This is a genomic window from Cellulosimicrobium cellulans, assembly GCF_007679345.1.
GTDB lineage: Bacteria > Actinomycetota > Actinomycetes > Actinomycetales > Cellulomonadaceae > Cellulomonas > Cellulomonas cellulans_A.
The window spans coordinates 434,986-453,063 of record NZ_VEGH01000001.1 but is presented as its reverse complement, the minus strand read 5'-3'; the positions used below and the strand labels follow the sequence as shown (position 1 = coordinate 453,063).

The 18,078-nt window shown below is 76.9% G+C and carries 21 protein-coding genes; 2 read left to right on the top strand and 19 right to left on the bottom strand.

Annotated elements, in window-relative coordinates; genetic code table 11:
* Positions 1-15: 15 nt before the first annotated feature.
* The 9 genes from FS882_RS02125 to FS882_RS02085 are packed head-to-tail and all read right to left on the bottom strand — an operon-like array spanning position 16 to position 7,155.
* Entirely contained in the window at positions 16-831 is an 816-nt protein-coding gene (locus tag FS882_RS02125) for a HEAT repeat domain-containing protein (RefSeq protein WP_222848094.1), read from the bottom strand.
* Positions 832-848: 17 nt separating this feature from the next.
* Complete coding sequence (locus FS882_RS02120) at positions 849-1,583, bottom strand: ABC transporter permease (protein ID WP_158370268.1); 735 nt, start codon at positions 1,581-1,583, stop codon at positions 849-851.
* Positions 1,580-2,560, bottom strand: coding sequence for an ABC transporter ATP-binding protein (locus FS882_RS02115; RefSeq protein ID WP_262348005.1), 981 nt, complete (start codon positions 2,558-2,560; stop codon positions 1,580-1,582). Before FS882_RS02115 ends, FS882_RS02120 begins: the two co-directional genes overlap by 4 nt.
* Positions 2,557-3,141 (bottom strand): hypothetical protein, encoded by a 585-nt coding sequence (locus FS882_RS02110; protein WP_158370266.1) that lies wholly within the window; start codon positions 3,139-3,141, stop codon positions 2,557-2,559. Before FS882_RS02110 ends, FS882_RS02115 begins: the two co-directional genes overlap by 4 nt.
* Before the next feature lie 24 nt (positions 3,142-3,165).
* Positions 3,166-3,555, bottom strand: coding sequence for a hypothetical protein (locus FS882_RS02105; RefSeq protein WP_158370264.1), 390 nt, complete (start codon positions 3,553-3,555; stop codon positions 3,166-3,168).
* A 52-nt stretch (positions 3,556-3,607) separates the two neighbouring features.
* A complete protein-coding gene (locus tag FS882_RS02100; protein WP_158370262.1) occupies positions 3,608-4,489 on the bottom strand; it encodes an SDR family NAD(P)-dependent oxidoreductase in 882 nt (293 codons plus the stop codon).
* Positions 4,486-5,382, bottom strand: coding sequence for an SDR family NAD(P)-dependent oxidoreductase (locus tag FS882_RS02095; RefSeq protein WP_262348004.1), 897 nt, complete (start codon positions 5,380-5,382; stop codon positions 4,486-4,488). Before FS882_RS02095 ends, FS882_RS02100 begins: the two co-directional genes overlap by 4 nt.
* Entirely contained in the window at positions 5,379-5,858 is a 480-nt protein-coding gene (locus FS882_RS02090) for a GlcG/HbpS family heme-binding protein (RefSeq protein ID WP_158370260.1), read from the bottom strand. Before FS882_RS02090 ends, FS882_RS02095 begins: the two co-directional genes overlap by 4 nt.
* 34 nt (positions 5,859-5,892) lie before the next feature.
* A complete protein-coding gene (locus FS882_RS02085) occupies positions 5,893-7,155 on the bottom strand; it encodes an MFS transporter (RefSeq protein WP_158370258.1) in 1,263 nt (420 codons plus the stop codon).
* 92 nt (positions 7,156-7,247) lie between these two features.
* Here FS882_RS02085 and FS882_RS02080 point away from each other — a divergent pair, with 92 nt between their 5' ends.
* Complete coding sequence (locus tag FS882_RS02080; RefSeq protein WP_222848093.1) at positions 7,248-7,685, top strand: MarR family winged helix-turn-helix transcriptional regulator; 438 nt, start codon at positions 7,248-7,250, stop codon at positions 7,683-7,685.
* A gap of 509 nt (positions 7,686-8,194) precedes the next feature.
* Here the strand turns inward: FS882_RS02080 and FS882_RS02075 are convergent.
* From FS882_RS02075 to FS882_RS02045, 7 genes are all read right to left on the bottom strand, one after another.
* Positions 8,195-8,824 (bottom strand): maltokinase N-terminal cap-like domain-containing protein, encoded by a 630-nt coding sequence (locus tag FS882_RS02075; RefSeq protein ID WP_187365083.1) that lies wholly within the window; start codon positions 8,822-8,824, stop codon positions 8,195-8,197.
* Between the two features lie 300 nt (positions 8,825-9,124).
* Positions 9,125-10,336: a sensor histidine kinase gene (locus FS882_RS02070; protein WP_187365082.1), complete on the bottom strand. Its 1,212-nt coding sequence runs from the start codon at positions 10,334-10,336 to the stop codon at positions 9,125-9,127.
* A gap of 32 nt (positions 10,337-10,368) precedes the next feature.
* Complete coding sequence (locus FS882_RS02065) at positions 10,369-11,091, bottom strand: type 1 glutamine amidotransferase (protein ID WP_158370254.1); 723 nt, start codon at positions 11,089-11,091, stop codon at positions 10,369-10,371.
* A complete protein-coding gene (locus tag FS882_RS02060) occupies positions 11,088-12,503 on the bottom strand; it encodes a Mur ligase family protein (protein WP_158370252.1) in 1,416 nt (471 codons plus the stop codon). The genes FS882_RS02065 and FS882_RS02060 overlap by 4 nt, the downstream gene beginning before the upstream one ends.
* Before the next feature lie 108 nt (positions 12,504-12,611).
* On the bottom strand, positions 12,612-13,334 hold the full coding sequence (locus FS882_RS02055) for a response regulator transcription factor (RefSeq protein WP_262348003.1): 723 nt from the start codon (positions 13,332-13,334) through the stop codon (positions 12,612-12,614).
* Between the two features lie 25 nt (positions 13,335-13,359).
* Positions 13,360-13,983 carry a nucleotidyltransferase family protein gene (locus tag FS882_RS02050; protein WP_222848092.1) on the bottom strand — a complete coding sequence of 208 codons (624 nt, stop codon included), beginning with the start codon at positions 13,981-13,983 and terminating at the stop codon, positions 13,360-13,362.
* Positions 13,980-15,266 (bottom strand): alpha-amylase family protein, encoded by a 1,287-nt coding sequence (locus FS882_RS02045; RefSeq protein ID WP_316043609.1) that lies wholly within the window; start codon positions 15,264-15,266, stop codon positions 13,980-13,982. The genes FS882_RS02050 and FS882_RS02045 overlap by 4 nt, the downstream gene beginning before the upstream one ends.
* Positions 15,267-15,307: 41 nt before the next feature.
* On the opposite strand from FS882_RS02045, the gene FS882_RS02040 reads away from it, so the two are divergent.
* The gene (locus FS882_RS02040; RefSeq protein WP_158370250.1) at positions 15,308-15,919 is read left to right on the top strand and encodes a TetR/AcrR family transcriptional regulator; all 612 of its coding nucleotides are present in this window, start codon (positions 15,308-15,310) and stop codon (positions 15,917-15,919) included.
* Positions 15,920-15,937: 18 nt separating this feature from the next.
* Here FS882_RS02040 and FS882_RS02035 read toward each other — a convergent pair whose 3' ends face one another.
* The 3 genes from FS882_RS02035 to FS882_RS02025 form a co-directional block, all read right to left on the bottom strand.
* Positions 15,938-16,444: a GNAT family N-acetyltransferase gene (locus tag FS882_RS02035; protein ID WP_158370248.1), complete on the bottom strand. Its 507-nt coding sequence runs from the start codon at positions 16,442-16,444 to the stop codon at positions 15,938-15,940.
* 32 nt (positions 16,445-16,476) lie between these two features.
* The gene (locus FS882_RS02030; protein ID WP_222848091.1) at positions 16,477-16,863 is read right to left on the bottom strand and encodes a VOC family protein; all 387 of its coding nucleotides are present in this window, start codon (positions 16,861-16,863) and stop codon (positions 16,477-16,479) included.
* A gap of 494 nt (positions 16,864-17,357) precedes the next feature.
* On the bottom strand, positions 17,358-17,966 hold the full coding sequence (locus FS882_RS02025; RefSeq protein ID WP_158370244.1) for a DUF1349 domain-containing protein: 609 nt from the start codon (positions 17,964-17,966) through the stop codon (positions 17,358-17,360).
* Positions 17,967-18,078 lie beyond the last annotated feature (112 nt).

Genomic DNA, 18,078 nt, shown 5'->3' with positions numbered 1-18,078 from the left:
CGAGCCCGCACCCGGTCAGCGCGCCGGCGGCCGGGGCCGCAGGAGCCGGGCGAGGCGCGGCTTGGTGCGGCTCATCCGGGTGATCCAGCAGGCGTCGGGGTCGGTGGACTCCTCGAGCTCCCGGAAGGCCGGCAGGCCCGCCTCAGGTCCGGCCGCGACGGCGATGCTCCAGCAGGAGCCGAGTGCGGTGCGCAAGGCGCGCACGGCCGGGTCGCGGCGGTCGGTTCCCGGGAGCGTGGTGATCGACCGGGTCGCGATGTGGCACGCCTCGAGCGCGACGGCGGCCGAGCGCGGGTCGGTGAGCAGGCGTGGCTCGCAGATGCCGGCGAGCGCCGCACGGCGCACCAGCGGGTCGGGGTCGTGGATCCAGTCGGCGACCAGCAGCCGCAGGCTGCCCGCACGACGGTCGCCCACCCGGTGCAGCGCCAGGGCGGCGGCCTCGCGGACGCGCCAGAGCGGGTCGCTCGCGCGGGCGTGCAGCACGGCCAGCACCAGGGCGCGCCGGGCAGCGGTGCGCGTGCTGACGCACCTCTCCAGATCGCCCACCAGGCCGCCGAGGGCGGCGGTGCCGCACGCGCGCAGGTACTCGTCCTCGTGGTGCGCCAGGTCGCGGATCAGGGCCGGGGGAGCCACGTTGCCGAACGCGGTGAGCGCGTCCAGGTCGCAGCGACGACCGGGCAGCCCCGAGTGCGCGGACAGGTACCCGGGGACCTCGGTCGGCGTCAGCAGTCGCAGGGCGGCGCGGTGCCGCTCGACGGCGGTCGTGACCGCCAGGTCACGAGCGGGCCGTCGGCCTCGGGCTCCTCGGCCGCTCGGCGTCGTGCCGGTCATCGCACGCTCCGGTCGGGTCACGCCCGACGCCGCAGCGCCCAGGTCGCGCCGGCGACGCCGACCGCGCACCAGGACAGCAGCACGACGAGGGACCGTGCGGGCAGGTCGAACGTGTCCTGCGCGAGCCCGGCGCGCATCAGGTCGGCCATCGGCTGGATCGGGAGCCAGTCGTGCAGCCCCTGCAGCCAGCCGGGGAGCCGGTCGGCGGGGTACGAGACCGGGGAGAACAGCAGGACGACGAAGAGCAGCACCTGGGTGGTCGTCTGGGCCAGGGTCGGGGGGAGCAGGGTTCCGATGGCGTAGCCGACCGAGGCGGCGCCGAGCGAGACGAGCAGCGCCCCGGGGACCACCCACGGCGCGATCGACAGGTCCACGTCGAACCGCAGCACGCCGGTGACGATGCCGAGCACGGTGCCGGGGAGGGCGATCAGGACCCACATGAGCAGGTCCGCGACGAGGTAGGACAGTCGCGGGACCGGAAGGGTGCGGATCCAGTCCATGCTGCCCTCGGCCCGCGACACGACCAGCTCGTGCGGGGCCGTCACCATGCCCACGATCACGAGCATGATCGTCGGGGCGCCCGTCGCGAGGTAGGTCGCCGTGGCGGGGTCCGGGTCGCCGATGAGCAGGCCGTACCCGAGGACGGCCGCGATCGCGAAGAACGTCTGCTCGACGACGATGATCGGGAGCATCGCGGTCTGCCGGCGCAGCCGCCACTGCGTGAGCAGCAGGGTCTGGTGGACGGCGGTCATGCGACCACCCCGGTCGCCGGGTCGGCGCGGTCCTGCGGCCGGCCCGCCAGCGCGACGTAGACGTCCTCGAGGGAGGCCGGGGTGAGGGCGTACCGCTCCAGCCCTCCGGACCCGACCTGGGACTGCGCCCAGGCGACGACCTCGGCGGCGTCCTGCGCCGGGACGGTTCCGACGGCCCGGCCGCGGGCGATCGCGCCGGGCCGGACGGCGGGGTGCCACGCGAACCCGGTGCCGTCGCCGGCCAGGTCGACCTCGACGGTCAGCGAGCCGCGGAGGTCGGCGGTCAGCTCGGCGGGGGTGCCCTGGGCCAGGACGACCCCGTGGTCGAGGATGGCGAGCCGGTCGACGACGCGTTCGGCTTCGCGGACGTTGTGGGTGACGAGCAGGACGCCGTGGCCGTGGTCGCCCAGGGTGCGGATCTGCTGCCAGAGCAGCCGGCGGCGGACGGGGTCGACGTCGTTGGTGGGTTCGTCGAGGACGACCAGGGGGCCGGGGTGCACGACGGTCATGGCGAACGCGGTGAGGCGGGCGACGCCCCCGGAGACCCGCTCGGCGGGGGTGTCGGCCCAGGTGGTCAGGTCGAGGGCGTCCAGCAGCTCGCCGGTGCGGGTGCGCACCCGGGTCCTGGGCCCGCCGCGGATGCGGCCGACGAGCTCGATCGCGCGGCGTGGGGTCAGCCCGGTGATGGGGACGGCGGCCTGGGCCTGGACCGAGGTCCGCGCGCGGGCGAGGTGCGGCTGGGCCACCGCGTCCACGCCGTCGACGTGCACGGTGCCGTCGTCGGGCCGGACCAGGCCGACGACCTGGTTGACCAGGGTGGTCTTGCCCGCGCCGTTGTGCCCCAGCAGCCCGACCACCTGCCCGGGGAGCACGTCGAGGTCGATCCCACCGTTCGCCTGCACCCCGTCCCGCCCGCGGTACCGCTTGCGCAGCCCCCGGATCCGCAGGACCTCGGCCGTCGCCGTTCCCGCGCTCACGCCGCCCCGCCCTCCCGCCCACGCTCCGGCTGCCGTTCGCGCTCGACGAGCCTGGCGAGCACCGCCGCGGCGGTGCCGGCGTCGTCCACCGAGACGACCGTCAGCGGGCGGTCGGCCCGCTGCACGTCGACGGCCGGCCCGGCGACGACCGGGCCGAGGCCGCTCGCCACCAGGATCGCCGTGGTCGGGACCGCCGCGCTCGACGGGTCGGCGAGGCCGCGGTGCGCCTCCGCCGGACCGACCGTGAGCGCGGCACCGGACGCGGACATCCCCGCGGCGAACCCGACCGCTGAGCGGCGTGCGAGCGCGGTCCGACCGCCGAGCAGCGCCACCAGCCAGCCGCCGAGCGCGAGCACGACGATGGTGACGGTGAGGGCGAGCAGGAACCCGGTGAGGCTGCGGTACCGGGTGGGGCGGGTCGTGTCGAACCGGACCGCCACCCGGTCCGTGAGGTCGGGCCGCCAGGCGCGCACGAGCAGCAGGGCGGCCGTGACGAGGACGACGCCCGGCAGCAGCGCCAGCAGGGTGCTCGCGAGCAGGTGCGGCGCGGGGGCCGGTCCGGTAGGGGTCGTGCGCGGCATCGCGCCTCCTTCGGGGGACGGGGGTCAGACCAGGACGAGGAAGACGCCGAGGCTCACGAACGGGGCGAGGGCTGCGACGACGAGCGCGACGGCGACCTCCCGGCCGCCGCGCCGGCGGACGGCGGCGGTGGCCCCGAGGACGAGGGCGGCGATGCCCGCGAGCGTCGCGGCGACCTGGACGGCGAGCGTCCCCAGCACGGCGACGACGGACCAGGTCGGCGCGGTCGCGATCGCGTGCTCGTCCACGGGAGCGAGCGTCAGCGCGACTATCGCCGACAGGAGGGTCGAGGAGAGCGCGGCCCCGACCGCGAGCCGCAGCGCCCAGGTCCGCAGACGGCCGGCGTCCCCCGGCGCCGGCTCCGCCGGCGGGTCGGGGTCGAGGTAGTGCCCGAACGCGTTGGGCGTGACGTTCATGCGCGCTCCGTCCCTCCTGGGTGCTCCCGGCGCACCGGTCGGTGCGCCGCGGTCATGCGAGCGCCCCGACGAGCTCCGCCGACCTGTTCCACAGCTCGCGCGCCACGCGCGGGTCCCGCATCAGCGGGTGCACCCTCCGGGCGGGTCGGCGCCGGACGTAGTAGATGCCGGGCGTGAAGGTGACGCCGGCCGTGCCCTCGGCGAGCAGCACGAGCTGGTCGGCGCCACGTTCCGGGGCGGTGGTGAGCAGCCGCCGGAGCCGACCGTGGTAGACGTGCCGAATCGGGTGCGTGGTCTCGGCGGCGAAGCCGGTGCCGACGATCCCGGGGTGGAAGGCGACCGCGTTCACCCCGTGGACGGTCCCGAGCGCGCCGTGCCGGTGCTGGAGCTCCTGGGTGAACAGGATGTTCGCGAGCTTGGCGTTGCCGTAGGCGACCTGCGGCGTGTACTCACGGACGCTGTTCAGGTCCTGCAACCGCAGCCGTGCGAAGACCCGGGCGGCCTCGCTCGCGGTCTGGATCACCGTGGCGCGGCTGGCGGCGAGGGTGGGCAGCAGCCGGGCCGTGAGCAGGAACGGGGCCAGGTGGTTGACCTGGAGGGTCCGCTCGAGCCGGTCCACCGTCGACGCCCAGTGCCCCATGATCGCGCCGGCGTTGTTCGCCAGGACGTCGATCCGCGGGCAGGTCGCCGCGAGCGTGTCAGCCAGGCCGCGCACCTGGGCGAGATCGGCGAAGTCGGCGACGTGGTGCTCCGCGCCGATCTCCTCGGCCACCGCCCGCGTGCGCGCCGGGCAGCGCCCGACGACGACCACGCGGTGGCCGCGCGCCGCGAGCGTCCGGGCGGCCGCGGCCCCGATCCCGGAGCTCGCGCCGGTGATGACGACGGTCTTGGGCGTCGTCGCGGGCGCACCCGTGGCCTCCTGCCGGGCGGTCACGATCCTGCCCTCGCCGTCCGGGAGGCCGGTGGGTCGACGACGCCTGCGGGGCGCCGGACCGCACCGGGTGCGCGGCGCCTGCGGACGAGGTCCGCGGACCGGTCCCACAGGTCGCGCGCGCCCCGGGGGTCTCGCGCCGCCGCGGGCAGCCAGGTCGCGGGCTCTCGCCGGACGTAGCAGGTTCCCGGCAGGAACGTGGAGCCGGCCGTGCCCTCCGCGAGCCAGACGAGCGGGTCGGCGCCGCGGGCGGCGTCGAGCTCCGACGACCGCCGGGGCGGCCCGGCAGCCCCGGGACCCGCCGTGGTGGCCACGATCCCGGGATGGAACGCGACCGGGTGCACGCCGCGGACCGAACCGAGCGCGCCGTGGCGGCGCTGCAGCTCCTGGGTGAACAGGACGCACGCGAGCCGGGCGTTGCCGAACGCCGCGGACGGCCGGTAGCCCTCGCGGCGCTGGAGGTCGTCGAGCGTCAGCCGGGCACGCGCCCGCGCGGCCCCGCCGGCGGTCTGGATCACCGTCGCGCGGCTGGCCGTGAGCACGGGCAGCAGCCGGGTGGTCAGCAGGAACGGCGCCAGGTAGTTGACCTGGAACGTCCGCTCCAGCCGGTCGGTGGTGAGGGCCCATGTCTCGGCGACGGCGCCGGCGTTGTTGGCGAGGACGTCGATCCGGTGGTAGGTGGCCGCGAGCGTGTCGGCGAGGCGGCGCACCTGGGTGAGGTCGGCGAAGTCCGCGAGGTGCGACTCCGCGCCGATCTCCGCGGCGACCGCCCGGGTGCGCTCGGGGGACCGGCCGACCAGGACGAGGCGGTGGCCGCGCTGGGCGAGCTGCCGCGCCGCGGCGGCGCCGATGCCGGAGCTCGCGCCGGTGATCACGATGGTCCTGGCAGGCGTCACGACGGCCCCGCGTCCGGGTCGTGGAGTCGGGGTGCCCCGGAGCGCCGTTCGTCGGGGGCCAGTGCGGCGAGCCCCGCCTCGGCGACCGTGACGTCGTCGCTCCAGTGGCCGCCGCACACCCCGATCCCGCCGACGACGTGCCCCTCGAGCGTGATGGGGACGCCCCCGCCGAAGGTCACGAGCCGGTCGATCTGGCTCGGGGCGCCCAGAGCCAGCGGCGCGTCATCCTTGATGAGCTCGTGCCACGCGGCTGTGGAGAGCGCGAAGCCTGCGGCGGTGTACGCCTTGTCGGTGGCCACCTGGACGGTGATGACCGGCGCGTCGTCCATCCGGGCGAACGCCATCAGGTGGCCCGCCGCGTCGACGACCGCGATCGAGGAGCGGCACGCGATGCCCTCGGCGGCGGCCAGGGCGGCGTCGGTCACCGCGCGCGCGGCCTCGGCGGTCAGGTGGGGCAGGTGTCGGACGTGGGGCATCGCATCTCCTCGTCGGTCGCCCGGACGGGCGCGGTCAGGGGCGGGTCCCCGACCCGGCGGCGGGTGCGCGCGCCGGGTCGGGGATGGTCTCGGCGGTGTCGGCGTGGTCCCGTTCGGCGCGTGCCGGGACGACCGCGGCGGCGAGCAGGGGCAGCGGCAGGACCGCGAGGAACGCGGGTCCGGGTCCGACGGCACCGATGAGGGCGCCGAGCACCGGCGGTGCCGCGGCGGCCACGGCGTTCTGGGCCGTGTTCTGCACCCCGAGCGCACGGCCGGACCAGGCCCGCCCGGCGTGCTCGGCCACCGCGGTGAACGCCAGCCCGTTCGGGGCCGCGGTCACGGCGGCCGCGACCAGGAGCGCCACGACCGCCAGCGGGGTGCCGCCGCTCACCGCCAGCACCCCGACGACCGCCCCGATGACGAGGGCGACCGTGCGCATCGGGCGCAGGCGCGACTGCACCCGGTCGGACCACCACCCCGCGAGGAGGCGGAGCGCGGCGCTGGCGATCTGGGCACCGGCGAGGGCGCGCCCCGCGGTCACCGGGTCGAAGCCGTGCCCGTCGACCAGGAGCACCACCGCGAAGGTGGAGACGGCGAACTGGGGCACGATCAGCAGCGCGCTGGCGGCGTGGATCCGCCACAGCACCGGCGTCCGGTAGGGCGAACCGGACGCCGCACCCGGCGTCGCACCGGGCACCGCGGCGGAGCGGGCCGGGTCGCGGACCAGCAGGGCGACGGCGTTCGCCGCCAGCAGGCTGAGCAGGCCGAGGAAGGTCAGCGCGGACCGGGTGGACGCTCCGGCCAGGCCCGGCAGCGTGAGCGCGGCCAGCGCGACGCCCGCCGGCTGAGCGGTCTGCCGGATCCCCATCGCGAGCCCGCGCTCGCCCGCGGCGAACCAGCCCATGATCAGCCGCCCGCTCGAGGCGTGCGCGGCGGCGCCCGCCGCGCCGGCCACCAGGAAGCACGCGCCCATCGCCGGCGCCGTCCCGACGCGCGAGGCCAGGAGCAGCACGACCCCGGCGACCGTGAGACCTGTGGCCAGCACCACCCGCTCGCCCCACCGGTCCGCGGCGGCGCCCCAGGCGATCAGGGTCAGCAGCAGACCGGCGCTCGGGGCCGCCACCAGGAGCCCTGCCTCGTGGAGCGAGAGGCCGCCGTCGCGGAGGGCGGGGATGAGGTTGGCCAGCCCGAACTGGAACGCGCACGCGGCGGTCATGGCGAGCATGCCGACGGCCAGCACGAGCCAGCGCCGCGGGTCGGGCGTCGCCGGCTGCGCCGGCACCGGGCCGAGAGTCATCGCACCTCCTCGATGGGCTGGTTCGTACGCTATCAGAGAACTGATGCCTAACAGCCCCCTTATTCCGGGTACGGTGTTGATACGCTGCGGGTGTGCACTACTCGGAGCGGCTGCTCGGCTCGATCAGACGTGCCGAGCAGGCGACGCAGGCCGCCAAAGAGCGGGCGCTGCGCCCGTTCGACATGACCCCGGCGCAGCAGAGCGTCCTGGCGGTGCTCTCGGACAACGCCGGGATGACGGGCGCCGAGCTGGCGCGGCGGTGCGGGGTCACGCCGCAGACGATGAACAGCACCCTGGTGCGGCTCGAGCGCCGCGGGCTGATCGAGCGGCGCGCGCACCCGGTGCACGGCACGCTCATCGAGGTCCGCCCGACCCCGGAGGGGAGCGACGTGTTCGAGCGGGCGGACGGGCGGGTGGCCGAGCTGGACGCCGCGCTCGGCGCCGCTCTGGAGCCGGCCGAGCTGGACCAGCTCAAGTCGCTGCTCGAACGCGTCACCCGGGTGGCGCGGGACCTGGGGGCGCCGGGCTAGCCGATCCGTGCCGGCACGCACCGTCGGCCGGCCGTGGGCTCACGATCCCGGACCGCGGGCGCCCCGGCCGGTCGAGGATCGGTGTCCATCGCTGGTTCGCCGTTCCGGGACGGGGGTCCACCGCCTTCGACAGGCCCCTGCGCCCTGAGGTCGATGGTGCGGGTGGCCGAGGTCGGCCTGCGCGCGGACGGTGTCCGTCGGTTGCCCGCCTCACGAGCGGTGCTGGCGACGACGTCCGACGCGGACGACTCCGTCCACCAGACGATCCACAGCCGCGGTGCCACCCTGACGCTGCACGACGCCGGCGGCGGTCTCGGGGCCGGGGCGCCGCGAGCCGAGCTCGTCGTCGCCGTCGACGCCACCGAGCACGGGCGGGTGCTCGCGCCGGGCCTCGAGGCGCTCGAGCCGCCGACCACCTGCCCGCGGGGTGCTCACTCCATGGCGCTGGTCGACCCCGACGGCGACCGGGTGTGGTTCCGGACGCTGCCGGCGCGTCGCGCCGCGGGTGGTCAACCGGCGGGCGACCGGCCGCGCCGGGATCGTCCGGGCGCCACGGAGCCCCCCACGCCCGCCTCACCCAGGAACAGGTAGGCGAGCGCGGCCGGGGTCTGCTGCCCGGGCCAGGTGCCGGTGAGCGTCCCGCCCGCGACCACCTCGACGGCGGGCGCCGGCCGCCGCACGAGGACCAGGGCGCCGTCCGCGGCGCCCGGCGCCCCGCTGCCGCGCACCCGCGCCGTGGGTTCCCGCTCGACCGGACCGTCGGGGGTCGCGACGAGCTCACGGGCCTGCGTGCCGCCGCAGCGGATCACCCGACTCACCTCGTCGCGGTAGACCGGGTCGCCCTCACCGTCGTACACCCACCGCGTCCCCAGCACCGGGTGCCGCATCGTGCCCACGAGCCACCGTCCCGCTCCGGCCAGCTCGGCACCGCGGTACGTCAGCGGCACGTGCACCACCCGCCCGCCGGACCGCACGAGGTGCGACACGATGCCGACCTCGCCGGCGGGGTCGTCGAACCGGAACGCGCCCACCGGCGTCACGGGGCCGCCGCCGGCGTCGCACCACGGCTGCGTCGGCAGCCAGGCGGTGATCAGGTCGAGCGTGCTGGGGGTGGGGGTCGCGTCGTGGACGAGTGCCATGCCGGGGACCGTAGGGCGCTCGCGGCACCCCCTCTGGTGCCAGGGCGACATCCAGGTGGCGGCACCCGCGAGGGGGGTGCCGACACCGGCGTCGCGCCTGCCCGGCGCAGCCGTCGGTCGCGGAGAACGGCTGGCCAGTGGTCGCCGACGGCCACGACCCGCGCCTGGTGGACGTCCCGTGGGTCACCGGCCAGGTGCCGGACGGCGACGTCGCCACCCGCACGTCGAGATCGCGGTGGACGCCGCCGGCCTCGCCGAGGTCGTCGAGCGGACCGCGGGCGGCGGGGCCCGGGCGCGGCGTCAGGCAGGCAGGTCCATCCGCACGACCCAGCCGCCGTCCCCCCGCGGGCCGGCGGTGAGCATGCCGCCGCACGCCGCCGCGCGCTCGCGCATGTGCCCGACCCCGTGGCCCCCGCCGGTCGCCGTCGGGGTCGCCCGCGCCGGCCCGGGATCGTCGATCTCGAGCGTCCAGCGGGCGCCCCCGCGCTCCAGCCGCAGCCGCGCCCGCGTCGCCGTCGAGTGCGCGAGCACGTTCGTCAGCGCCTCCTGGGTCGTGCGGACGACGGCCAGAGCCACGGCGGGCGGGCACGGCGGCAGCGGCTCCGGCAGGTCCGCGGACACGGCGAGCCCGGCGCCGCGCATCCGGGCGAGGACGGCGGGCAGGTCCGCCAGGCCGGGCGCGGGCGCCAGCGGGGCGACGCCGTCCTCCCCGGCCCCCCGCAGCGCGCGGACGGCGGAGCGCATCGCCGACAGCGCCTCCCGGCCGGTCGGCGCGATCCACCGGACGGCGTCGCGGGACGCCTCCGGCTCGCGGTCGCCGACCCGGTCCGCGGCCTGGGCGCGCACCACGATCGCGGTGACGTGGTGCGCGACGACGTCGTGCAGCTCGCGCGCGATCCGGGTCCGCTCCTCGTGCACCGCGGCGCGCGTCCGCTCCTCCTGCAGCGCGCGCAGCTCGGCGTTGCGGTCGGCGAGCACCCGCAGGGTGCCGTTCAGGCGCCGCACGAGAGCGCCGAGCGCGGCCGCCGCGGCGACCAGGAGCACCAGCAGCGCGGTGCGCGACAGGAAGGGCGGCACGGGGGACCCGCGCAGCGTGGACCCGATGCCGGTGGCACCGACCTGGAGCACGACGACGGTCACGCTCGTGCACGGGCCGACCACCCAGGCGGTCAGGCCCGCTGCCGTCGCGAGGAACGCGGCGGCCACCAGCGGCAGTGCGTGCAGGTCGGAGCCCAGCCCTCCGCCGCCGGTCACGGCGGTGTAGCCCAGGGGGTAGCCGATCACCGTCACCCAGTACCCGGTGCGCGGGGCCAGGCGGCGCAGCGCCACCGGGACCGCGAACCCGACCCCCGTCCACAGGTACCCCTCGATGGTCTGGGGCCACCAGTAGTCCCAGCGGAGGGCGAGCACGACGAGCCCGGTCCACCCGACCAGGAGGCCGGCCCCGAGCAGGGCGTCGCTCCGCGCGGCACGCGGGTCCGACGACGGCGCGGTGAAGCCGTCGAGCCACACGTCGGCTCCCTCCGTCGGTCGGTGCCCCCGGGTCATCGCGGGCGGCGCAGGGCCGCGGCGCGCGCCTCGGCGGCGTCCGGCGGCGGCGCGTGCCCGGCGATCGCGTCGGGGCCGAACCGCCGGGAGACCGCGGTGGTCACCATCAGGTCGAGCAGCGCCGGGTTCAGCGGCAGGACCGGCCCGTGCAGGTAGGTCCCGACCACATGCTGCCACCGGGCGCCCTCGGTGCGGTCCCGGCCGTTGTTCCCCCGCCCGCGGGACACCCGGGCCAGCGGGCGGGCGCGGGGCCCCAGGACCGTGCGCCCGCTGTGGTTCTCGTACCCGACGAGCGTGCCCAGTTCGGGCGACCGGGCCCGCACGTTGCCGACGAGCCGCCCGCGACCGGCCGCCGTGACGACGTCGAGCACCCCGAGGCCGTCCAGCTCGGCGCCGGAGGCGGTGCTGACCCGGTGTCCGAAGAGCTGGTACATGCCGCACACCAGCAGCATCGGCACGCCGTCCGCGGCGAGCTCCGCCAACCAGCCACCGTGAGCGAGCAGGTCGGCGTGCACCCGCTCCTGACCGCTGTCCTGGCCCCCGCCGCCGAGCACCAGGTCGACGTCGCGCGGCGCGCGGTCGCCCACTTCCAGGCGATCGACGGTTCCCTCGACCCCCAGGTCCGCCAGCCGGCGGCGGACGGCCTGCACGTTGCCGGCGTCGCCGTAGGTGCTCATGTGCGTCGGGTAGAGCCACAGGACGCGCAGGCCACCGGTCACCGCAGGCCGTCCTCGACCGGGTGGACGGCCCCGAGGGCCCGGCGGACCTGCAGCATCGCGGTGTAGGTGCACAGCACCAGCCGGGGGCGGCCGGAGTCGGCGGGAGCGGGGCCCGCGACGAACGCCGTGACGGCCGCGTGCACGTCGGTGATCGCGTCCGCGACGCCCACCCCGTCGTAGCCGAGGCGCAGCGCGAGGTCGTGCGCGCGGGTGCCGGCCGTGTGCACGGGGGCGACCCGCCGCAGGGCCCGGAGGTCCACGTCCCACAGCCAGCTCGCGTCCCGCCCGTCCGCGTACGCGTCGTTCACGGCGACCAGGACCTCGGAGCACTCGGCCGCGAAGGCGTCGAGCGCCGCGCGGAACCCGCACGGGTTCTTGACCAGGACGATGCGCAGGTCCCGCCCCTCGACGCGCACGAGCTCGCCGCGCCCGAACGCCGGGACCGAGGTCGACAGCCCGGCGGCGGCGGTCGCCGGCGCGAACTCCGCGCCGAGGACGGCGCGGGCGGCCGCCACCGCCGCAGCCGCGTTGACCGCGTTGTGCACGCCGTGCAGGGCGAGTCGGGTCGTGAGGCCCACGCCCGGACCCTCGATGCTGGCGCGGCCGTCGTCGTCGTAGCACGTGAGCTCGATCGTCGCCCGGCCCCCGGGAGTCGGCGGGCCACCGGTTCGCGGCGAGCCCACCAGCGCGTCGACGGGCACCCGGTCGCGCAGGGCGGGGCCCGCACCGAAGGTCAGCACCCGTGGGACCTCCAGGGTCCGGGCCAGGTCGTGCAGGTGCGGGTCGTCGGCGTTGACCACGACCGCGTCGGTGCTCCGCGCCGCAGCCCGCCCCAGGAGCCGGGCGACGCCGTCGGTCTCGGCGAACCGGTCGAGCTGGTCCCGGACGACGTTCAGCAGCACGACGCAGGTCGGGCCGACCTGCTCGGCGACCGCGAGGGCGTGCGCCTCGTCGACCTCCAGCACGGCGACGTCGCCGTCGAGCCGCCCCGTCAGCCGCGCCCGGGAGACCAGGGCGGAGGTGACGCCGCGGGCGAGGTTGCTGCCGGTCGGGTTGCTGACCACGTCCAGGCCGTGCCCCCGCAGCAGGGCGCTGATCAGCCAAGTGGTGGTCGTCTTGCCGTTGCTGCCGGTGACCAGCACCACGCCGCGCGGCAGCTGGGCGAGCAGGTCCGCCGCCGCCGTCGGGAACACCCGCGCGACGACGCGGCCCGGCAGGGCCGACCCCGACCCGCCGAGCAGGCGGACGACCACGCGCGCGGCGCGCCCGAGCAGGACGGCGGCCGCCGTGGTCGCGCGTCGGGGCCACCGGCGAGGGGGGCGCGCCGGCGCGGCCGCGTCGCGGTGCAGGACGGGTGTCGGTCGGGGCAGCGGACCGGGGTCGGTCGCGGGGCGAGGGCGGTGGCGGAGCATGCACCGACCCTCGCGCCGCCCCACGCGGGTCCGCGTCGGGCCGCGGGCCGACGCCCGGGGCGCGGCGCCCCTATCGGAAGGTGAGGGCGCGGGCCCACCCCGGGGCGGTCAGGGCCCTTCTGGGCCGAGAGGGCTGTCGCCCGGGACGACCGCCCCGGACTCGTAGGCCAGCACCACGAGCTGGGCACGCGCCGTGCACCCCGTCTTGGACAGCAGGGCGTGCACGTAGGCCTTCACCGTGGCGAGGGTCAACCCCAGCAGCTCGGCGATCTCCTGGTTCGCCCGGCCGCGCGCCACGGCGAGCAGCACGTCCCGCTCGCGGTCGGTGAGGGCGTCGAGCCGCGATCGTGCTCCCGGGCTGTCGGGTCGGGTCCGGTCCCAGCGGCGCCACTGGTCGAGGACCATCGGGGTGACGGCCGGGTCGAGCAGGCTTCCCCCCGCGTGCACGCGGCGCACCGCGGTGACGAGGGTGCCCGGGTCGGTGCCCTTCAGCAGGAAGGCGTCCGCCCCCGCGCGCAGGGCGCCCGCCACGTACTCCTCGTCGTCGAACGTGGTCAGGACCACGACCCGCACCTCGGCCAGGCGAGGGTCGGCCCGGACGGCCCCGGTCGCCTCGATGCCGTCGACCTCGGGCATCCGGACGTCCATCAGGACCACGTCCGGCCGGGTCGCGCGGATCGAGTCGAGGGCGGCGGCGCCGTCCGCCGCCTCGGCCACGACCGTCAGGTCCGGTTCGTGGTCGACGATCATCCGCAGGCCGAGCCGGACCATGGCCTGGTCGTCGACGACGGCGACCCGCACGCGCGCGGCGGCACCGGAACGGTCCGTCACCGGCACCTCCTGTTCGGCCGCGGCGTCACTCGGGGACCACCTGGACGTGCGGCCACCGGTCGACGAAGTCCCGGCGCGCCAGACGACGACGGTACTCCTCGACGCTCACCCGCCGGGGGTTGCGCCGGTGCACCAGGCCCAGCAGGTCCGGCAGGCCGCCGGCCACCCCGGTCACGTGCAGCCGGTCGGCGTCGTCGAGCCGGACGGCCACGGACGTCGCGGTCTCCGGCCAGGTCCGCACCCCGTCGAGCGTCGAGCGCAGCGGCGGCACCTCGTCGCCGAACGCGGCGGCGTACCAGGTGTGGACGGCGGCCTGGTTGGTGGCCTCCCACGGCACGTCCGGCTCGACGGCCCGCAGCGCCAGGTCGGCGCGCCGGTCCCGGTGGGGGCTGAGGTCGGCGGCGTCGAAGAACGCGACGTCCACGTCCCGGACGCGCGCGGGGTCGAAGCGGCCGACGGCGGAGTCCCACACCAGGTCGCGCAGGACGCCGCCACCCACCCAGCACTGCGGCAGGTCGGCCGACCGGGCGGCGCGCAGGACGCGGAGCATCCACGGCGTCGCCCGCACCAGGTCGTCGAGGCGCTGCGTGGGGCGTGATCGGGCCCGCCGGCGGGCGGGGGCCGGGGCCCCCGCGGCTGCGCCGCTCACGTGGTCGCCCGGCCGGGGGTGTGCCACAGGCGGTCGCCGGCGGCGTCGCGGACCGTCGCGGCGGGCGTCGCGCCGGAGAGGTCGATCTCGATGTCCAGGTGATCCCACCCGTCCCGGGACCGCGAGCGGTAGACGTGCCGGGTGTTGTCCAGGTGCAGCGTCTGCGTGCGGGCGGTGGTGAGCCACGGGTGCCGACGGCGCAGCCCGATGAGGTCCTGGTGGGCGCGGTAGGTCGGCGCGCCCCACGGGGCCAGCTCATCGGGCCGGTCGGGGAAGGCGGGCCGGACGGCGTCGTCGCCGCCCTGCCGCTGCTCCTTGAGCCCGGTGAACGCCTGCTCGTCGCCGGAGTAGACGGACGGGATCCCGCCCACGGTCATCAGGACGACCAGGGCCACGAGCGCACCCTCGGGTCCCACCCGGGTGGCGACGCGCGTGACGTCGTGGTTGCCCACGAAGGTCTGGGGGACGAACGCCTCCAGGAAGGTGGTGTGCCGCTGGAGCGCCCAGTCGAGCTCGAACAGGTTGCGGTCGGCGATGCTGGACCAGATCGCCTTCCACAGCTCGTACTGCGTCACCGAGTCCATGCCGGACGCGCGGACGATCTCGGGGTAGTCGCCGTGGATCACCTCCCCGAGGATCCAGGCGGCGGGGTGCGCGCGCCGCACCGGGGGCAGGACCGTGGCCCAGAATGCCGGGTCGACGGAGTAGGCGGCGTCCAGGCGCCAGCCGTCGATCCCGCGGTCGAGCCAGTGCGCCAGCACGTCGCCGACGAAGGCGGCCGTCCGCGGCGTGCGGTGGTCGAGCCGGGCCAGGCCGTCGTGGCCCTCGAAGACCCGCGGCGACGGGCCGCCCGGGTGGTCCCAGTCGATGTCGAACAGCGCCGCGTCCGCGCTCCCCGGCCCGTCCCGCAGCGCGCGGAGCAGGGCGGGGTGCCGGCGACCGACGTGGCTGAACACGCCGTCGAGCACCAGGCGCAGGCCGCGCGCCCGGCACGCCGCCACCAGGTCGTCGAGATCGCCGTCGGTGCCCAGGCGCGGGTCGATCCGGTGGTGGTCCAGGGTGTCGTAGCCGTGCGTCTGCGAGGCGAACACCGGACCCAGCAGCAGTCCGGAGGCGCCGAGGTCGACGGCGTAGTCGAGCCACGCGATCAGGCGGCGCAGCCGCGGCGCGTCGGTGTGCGCGCCGTGCACCGGCGCCCCGGCGAACCCGAGCGGGTAGACGTGCCACCACACGGCGTGATCGGCCCGGTGCATGCGGACGCCCTCCTGATGAATGCGGTTCACTAACGTTACTGAACGTAGTTCACCACGCCTACGATGACAAGGTGACCCGACCCGACCGGCAGCCCCGCGTTCGCCTGGACCCCGACGTGCGCCGGGCGGCCATCGTCGCCGCGGCGGCGGAGGCGTTCGCGCGGAGCTCCTACGCCTCCGTGACGATCTCGGACATCGCCCGGCGGGCCGGCGCCTCGGACGCGCTGCTGTACCGCTACTTCGCAGGCAAGGAGCCGCTGTACGCCGAGGTGGTGCGGCTCGCCGTCGACGACCTCCTCGCCCGGCAGGCGGTGGCCCTCGGCGCCGTGCCCGACGGGGCCCCCGTGCGCGACCGCGTCCGGGCCGCGACGGTCGTCTACCTGGACCACATCGCGGGGCACCCGCAGTCGTGGGCCCGGCCGGTGCGCGGCCCGGGCAGCGAGCCGGAGGCCGCCGCGGACGTGCGTGCGCGCGCACGCGGCGACTACGTCGACCGGCTCCGGGCGCTGCTCGCGACCGACCGGCAGCAGCGGCACGAGTACGCGCTGTGGGGCTACTTCGGGTTCCTCGACGCGGCGTGCCTGCGCTGGGTGGACCGCGGCTGCCCCGACGACGAGCGGTGGGCGGTCGTCGACGCGGCGCTCGGCGCGCTCGAGGGCGCCCTCGGGGACTGGGGCGGGTGACGGCAGCACGGCCCGACCTCAGGCGGCGCCGTCCCCGTGCGGCGCCGTCCGGTCGAGGGCGTAGCGGCCGTCGCCGACGTGCGCGAACCCGAGCGACAGCAGCGTGCGCACCGACGGCTGGTTGGCGGGGTCGACGTCCGCGTAGATCCGGTGCGCGCCGGGCAGCGCCAGCACGCGGTCGACGAGCGCGCGGACCAACGCACCGCCCAGGCCCCGGCCGGTGCAGTCCGGCTCACCGATCAGGTAGTCGATGCCGTACGCGCCGGCGAGCGGCAGCGCGCCCCAGTCCTCGCCGCTGTCCTCGCAGCGGTAGAACTGGCCCATCCCGATCGGGCGGCCCGCCCAGGACGCGACGAGGTGCGTCAGCCAGCGGAACTCGTCGTCCCGCCGACGGATCTCGGTCAGCCAGTCCTCGATCGTGACGCCCAGCCGCGGCACCTCGAACCAGCGGCGGACGTGCTCCCGGTGGAGCCAGGTCTCCACCAGCGGCACGTCGGCGTCGGCGAGCGGTCGCAGCTCGAGCACAGCCTTCGCCGCGCCTCGTGGCGGCACCACGGTCATTCCGGGGCGGGGCGACCGAGGTCCGGGCGCAGCAGGTAGTCGGTGAACCCGGTCACGTTGCCCCAGGGATCGGCGACCTCGACCGTCCACCCCGTGCCGACCTGGAACGGCGGCGCGCACAGGGTGGCGCCGCGCGCGGTCAGCTCCGCCGCGGCCGCGCGGGCGTCCGGGACCTCGACCCAGACCCGGTGCCCGTCGGTGCGCGGGGCGTCCGCCACGCCGAGGCCGAGACCCGGCACCTCGTCGCCGACCGCGAGCAGGGCGGTGCCCATCGCGTCGAGCCGCCTGTGCAACCGGAAGCCGAGCACGTCGGTGTAGAACGCGACGGCGCGGTCCAGGTCGCCGACCTGGCGGAAGACGTTGTCGATCCCGAGGATCTCCACGGCGGGCCTGCCCTTCGGTGTCGCGCGGTCGGCTCCGTGCCGGCTGCGGCGTCGTCCCCGCCACGCTAGGCCGGGTCCCCGCCGGCCGGCCGGGACCAAGGGGCCGGGTCGTGCCCGGGGCGGCTGACGCGCGATCGCCTCCGGATCTCTGCCGGTCCCCGGCCGTGCGGCGTCGCTGGCGTCGCGGCCGTCTGACGGGCACCGGCGTGGACCTCAGCGTCACGTTCACCGAGCGAGCCCGTGCCCGAGCCGCCGAGCCCGGGGTGGGGGCCGTCGAGGTCTGCGGCGCTCGCGGGCCAGCAGAGCGGGGACCGCAACCAGGCGGCGCAGTGCCTCACGATGCGTCGCTTGCTGGACGTCCACCCGGACGACGCGCTCGCCGCCGGGGTCCGCGCCGAGCTCGCGGCCGGTCCGGAGCGGTACGCCCGCGGCACCCGCGAGCGCGTCGGCCGGGGGGCTCCGGCGGCGCCGCGGGGGGCGCGACCGCGTGGCCGTCAGGAGCCGTCGCGCGGGTCGGTCAGGGTGGTGGTGCCGAACCGGATGTCGGAGAACGTGACGTCGCACCCGTCGCCCGCCGGGGACTGGACCTCGAACCCGAGCCGCGGCCGGACGCCGGGGGCGTCCAGCGCGAACAGCCGCACCAGCCGCCAGGTCGCGCCGTCGAGGGAGGCGTGGAACGCCCACACCGCGCCGGCGCGCGACACCCGCAGCCACGCGGTGCCGCTCGGCACGGTGAAGGCGTTGGCGTCGTCCGACACTCCGCGGTTGACCACGGTGACGATGGTGGGCTCGCCGGCCGGGGAGCGCTCGAAGCAGAGCTTGGCCCAGTGGCGGTCGTCGAACCACAGCAGCAGCACGCCGGCGTCGAAGTCCGAGGCGAAGTCCACGTCGACCCGGCAGAGCAGGCTCAGGTCCCCCTCAGGCAGCTCGCCCAGGACCCGGGCCGCGTCGAGCTGCGGGGCGCCGCCGGCGGGGTCGGCGAAGATGTCCGACCGCGGCGCGGCGGTGGCGCGCAGCGCCCCGTCGCCGACGGCCCAGGCGACGTCGCCGGTCGCGGTGAGCGGGAACGGGAGTGCGGGCACGGTGATCTCGCCGGACGTCATGGTGGTCCTCTCGTCGCGCGGCGCACGGCCGCGCCGCGTCAGGTGCTCGCACGCTAGCGGTGCCCCGGTCCCGCACGCCGCCCGGACCCGCGAGCGGGTGAGCGCCGCCACC

Bases quoted from the DNA above. Each gene is read 5' to 3' on its own strand.
- FS882_RS02125 (WP_222848094.1), bottom strand. From the start codon at position 831: ATGACCGGCACGACGCCGAGCGGCCGAGGAGCCCGAGGCCGACGGCCC.
- FS882_RS02120 (WP_158370268.1), bottom strand. From the start codon at position 1,583: ATGACCGCCGTCCACCAGACCCTGCTGCTCACGCAGTGGCGGCTGCGC.
- FS882_RS02110 (WP_158370266.1), bottom strand. From the start codon at position 3,141: ATGCCGCGCACGACCCCTACCGGACCGGCCCCCGCGCCGCACCTGCTC.
- FS882_RS02105 (WP_158370264.1), bottom strand. From the start codon at position 3,555: ATGAACGTCACGCCCAACGCGTTCGGGCACTACCTCGACCCCGACCCG.
- FS882_RS02090 (WP_158370260.1), bottom strand. From the start codon at position 5,858: ATGCCCCACGTCCGACACCTGCCCCACCTGACCGCCGAGGCCGCGCGC.
- FS882_RS02085 (WP_158370258.1), bottom strand. From the start codon at position 7,155: ATGACTCTCGGCCCGGTGCCGGCGCAGCCGGCGACGCCCGACCCGCGG.
- FS882_RS02075 (WP_187365083.1), bottom strand. From the start codon at position 8,824: ATGGCACTCGTCCACGACGCGACCCCCACCCCCAGCACGCTCGACCTG.
- FS882_RS02060 (WP_158370252.1), bottom strand. From the start codon at position 12,503: ATGCTCCGCCACCGCCCTCGCCCCGCGACCGACCCCGGTCCGCTGCCC.
- FS882_RS02025 (WP_158370244.1), bottom strand. From the start codon at position 17,966: ATGACGTCCGGCGAGATCACCGTGCCCGCACTCCCGTTCCCGCTCACC.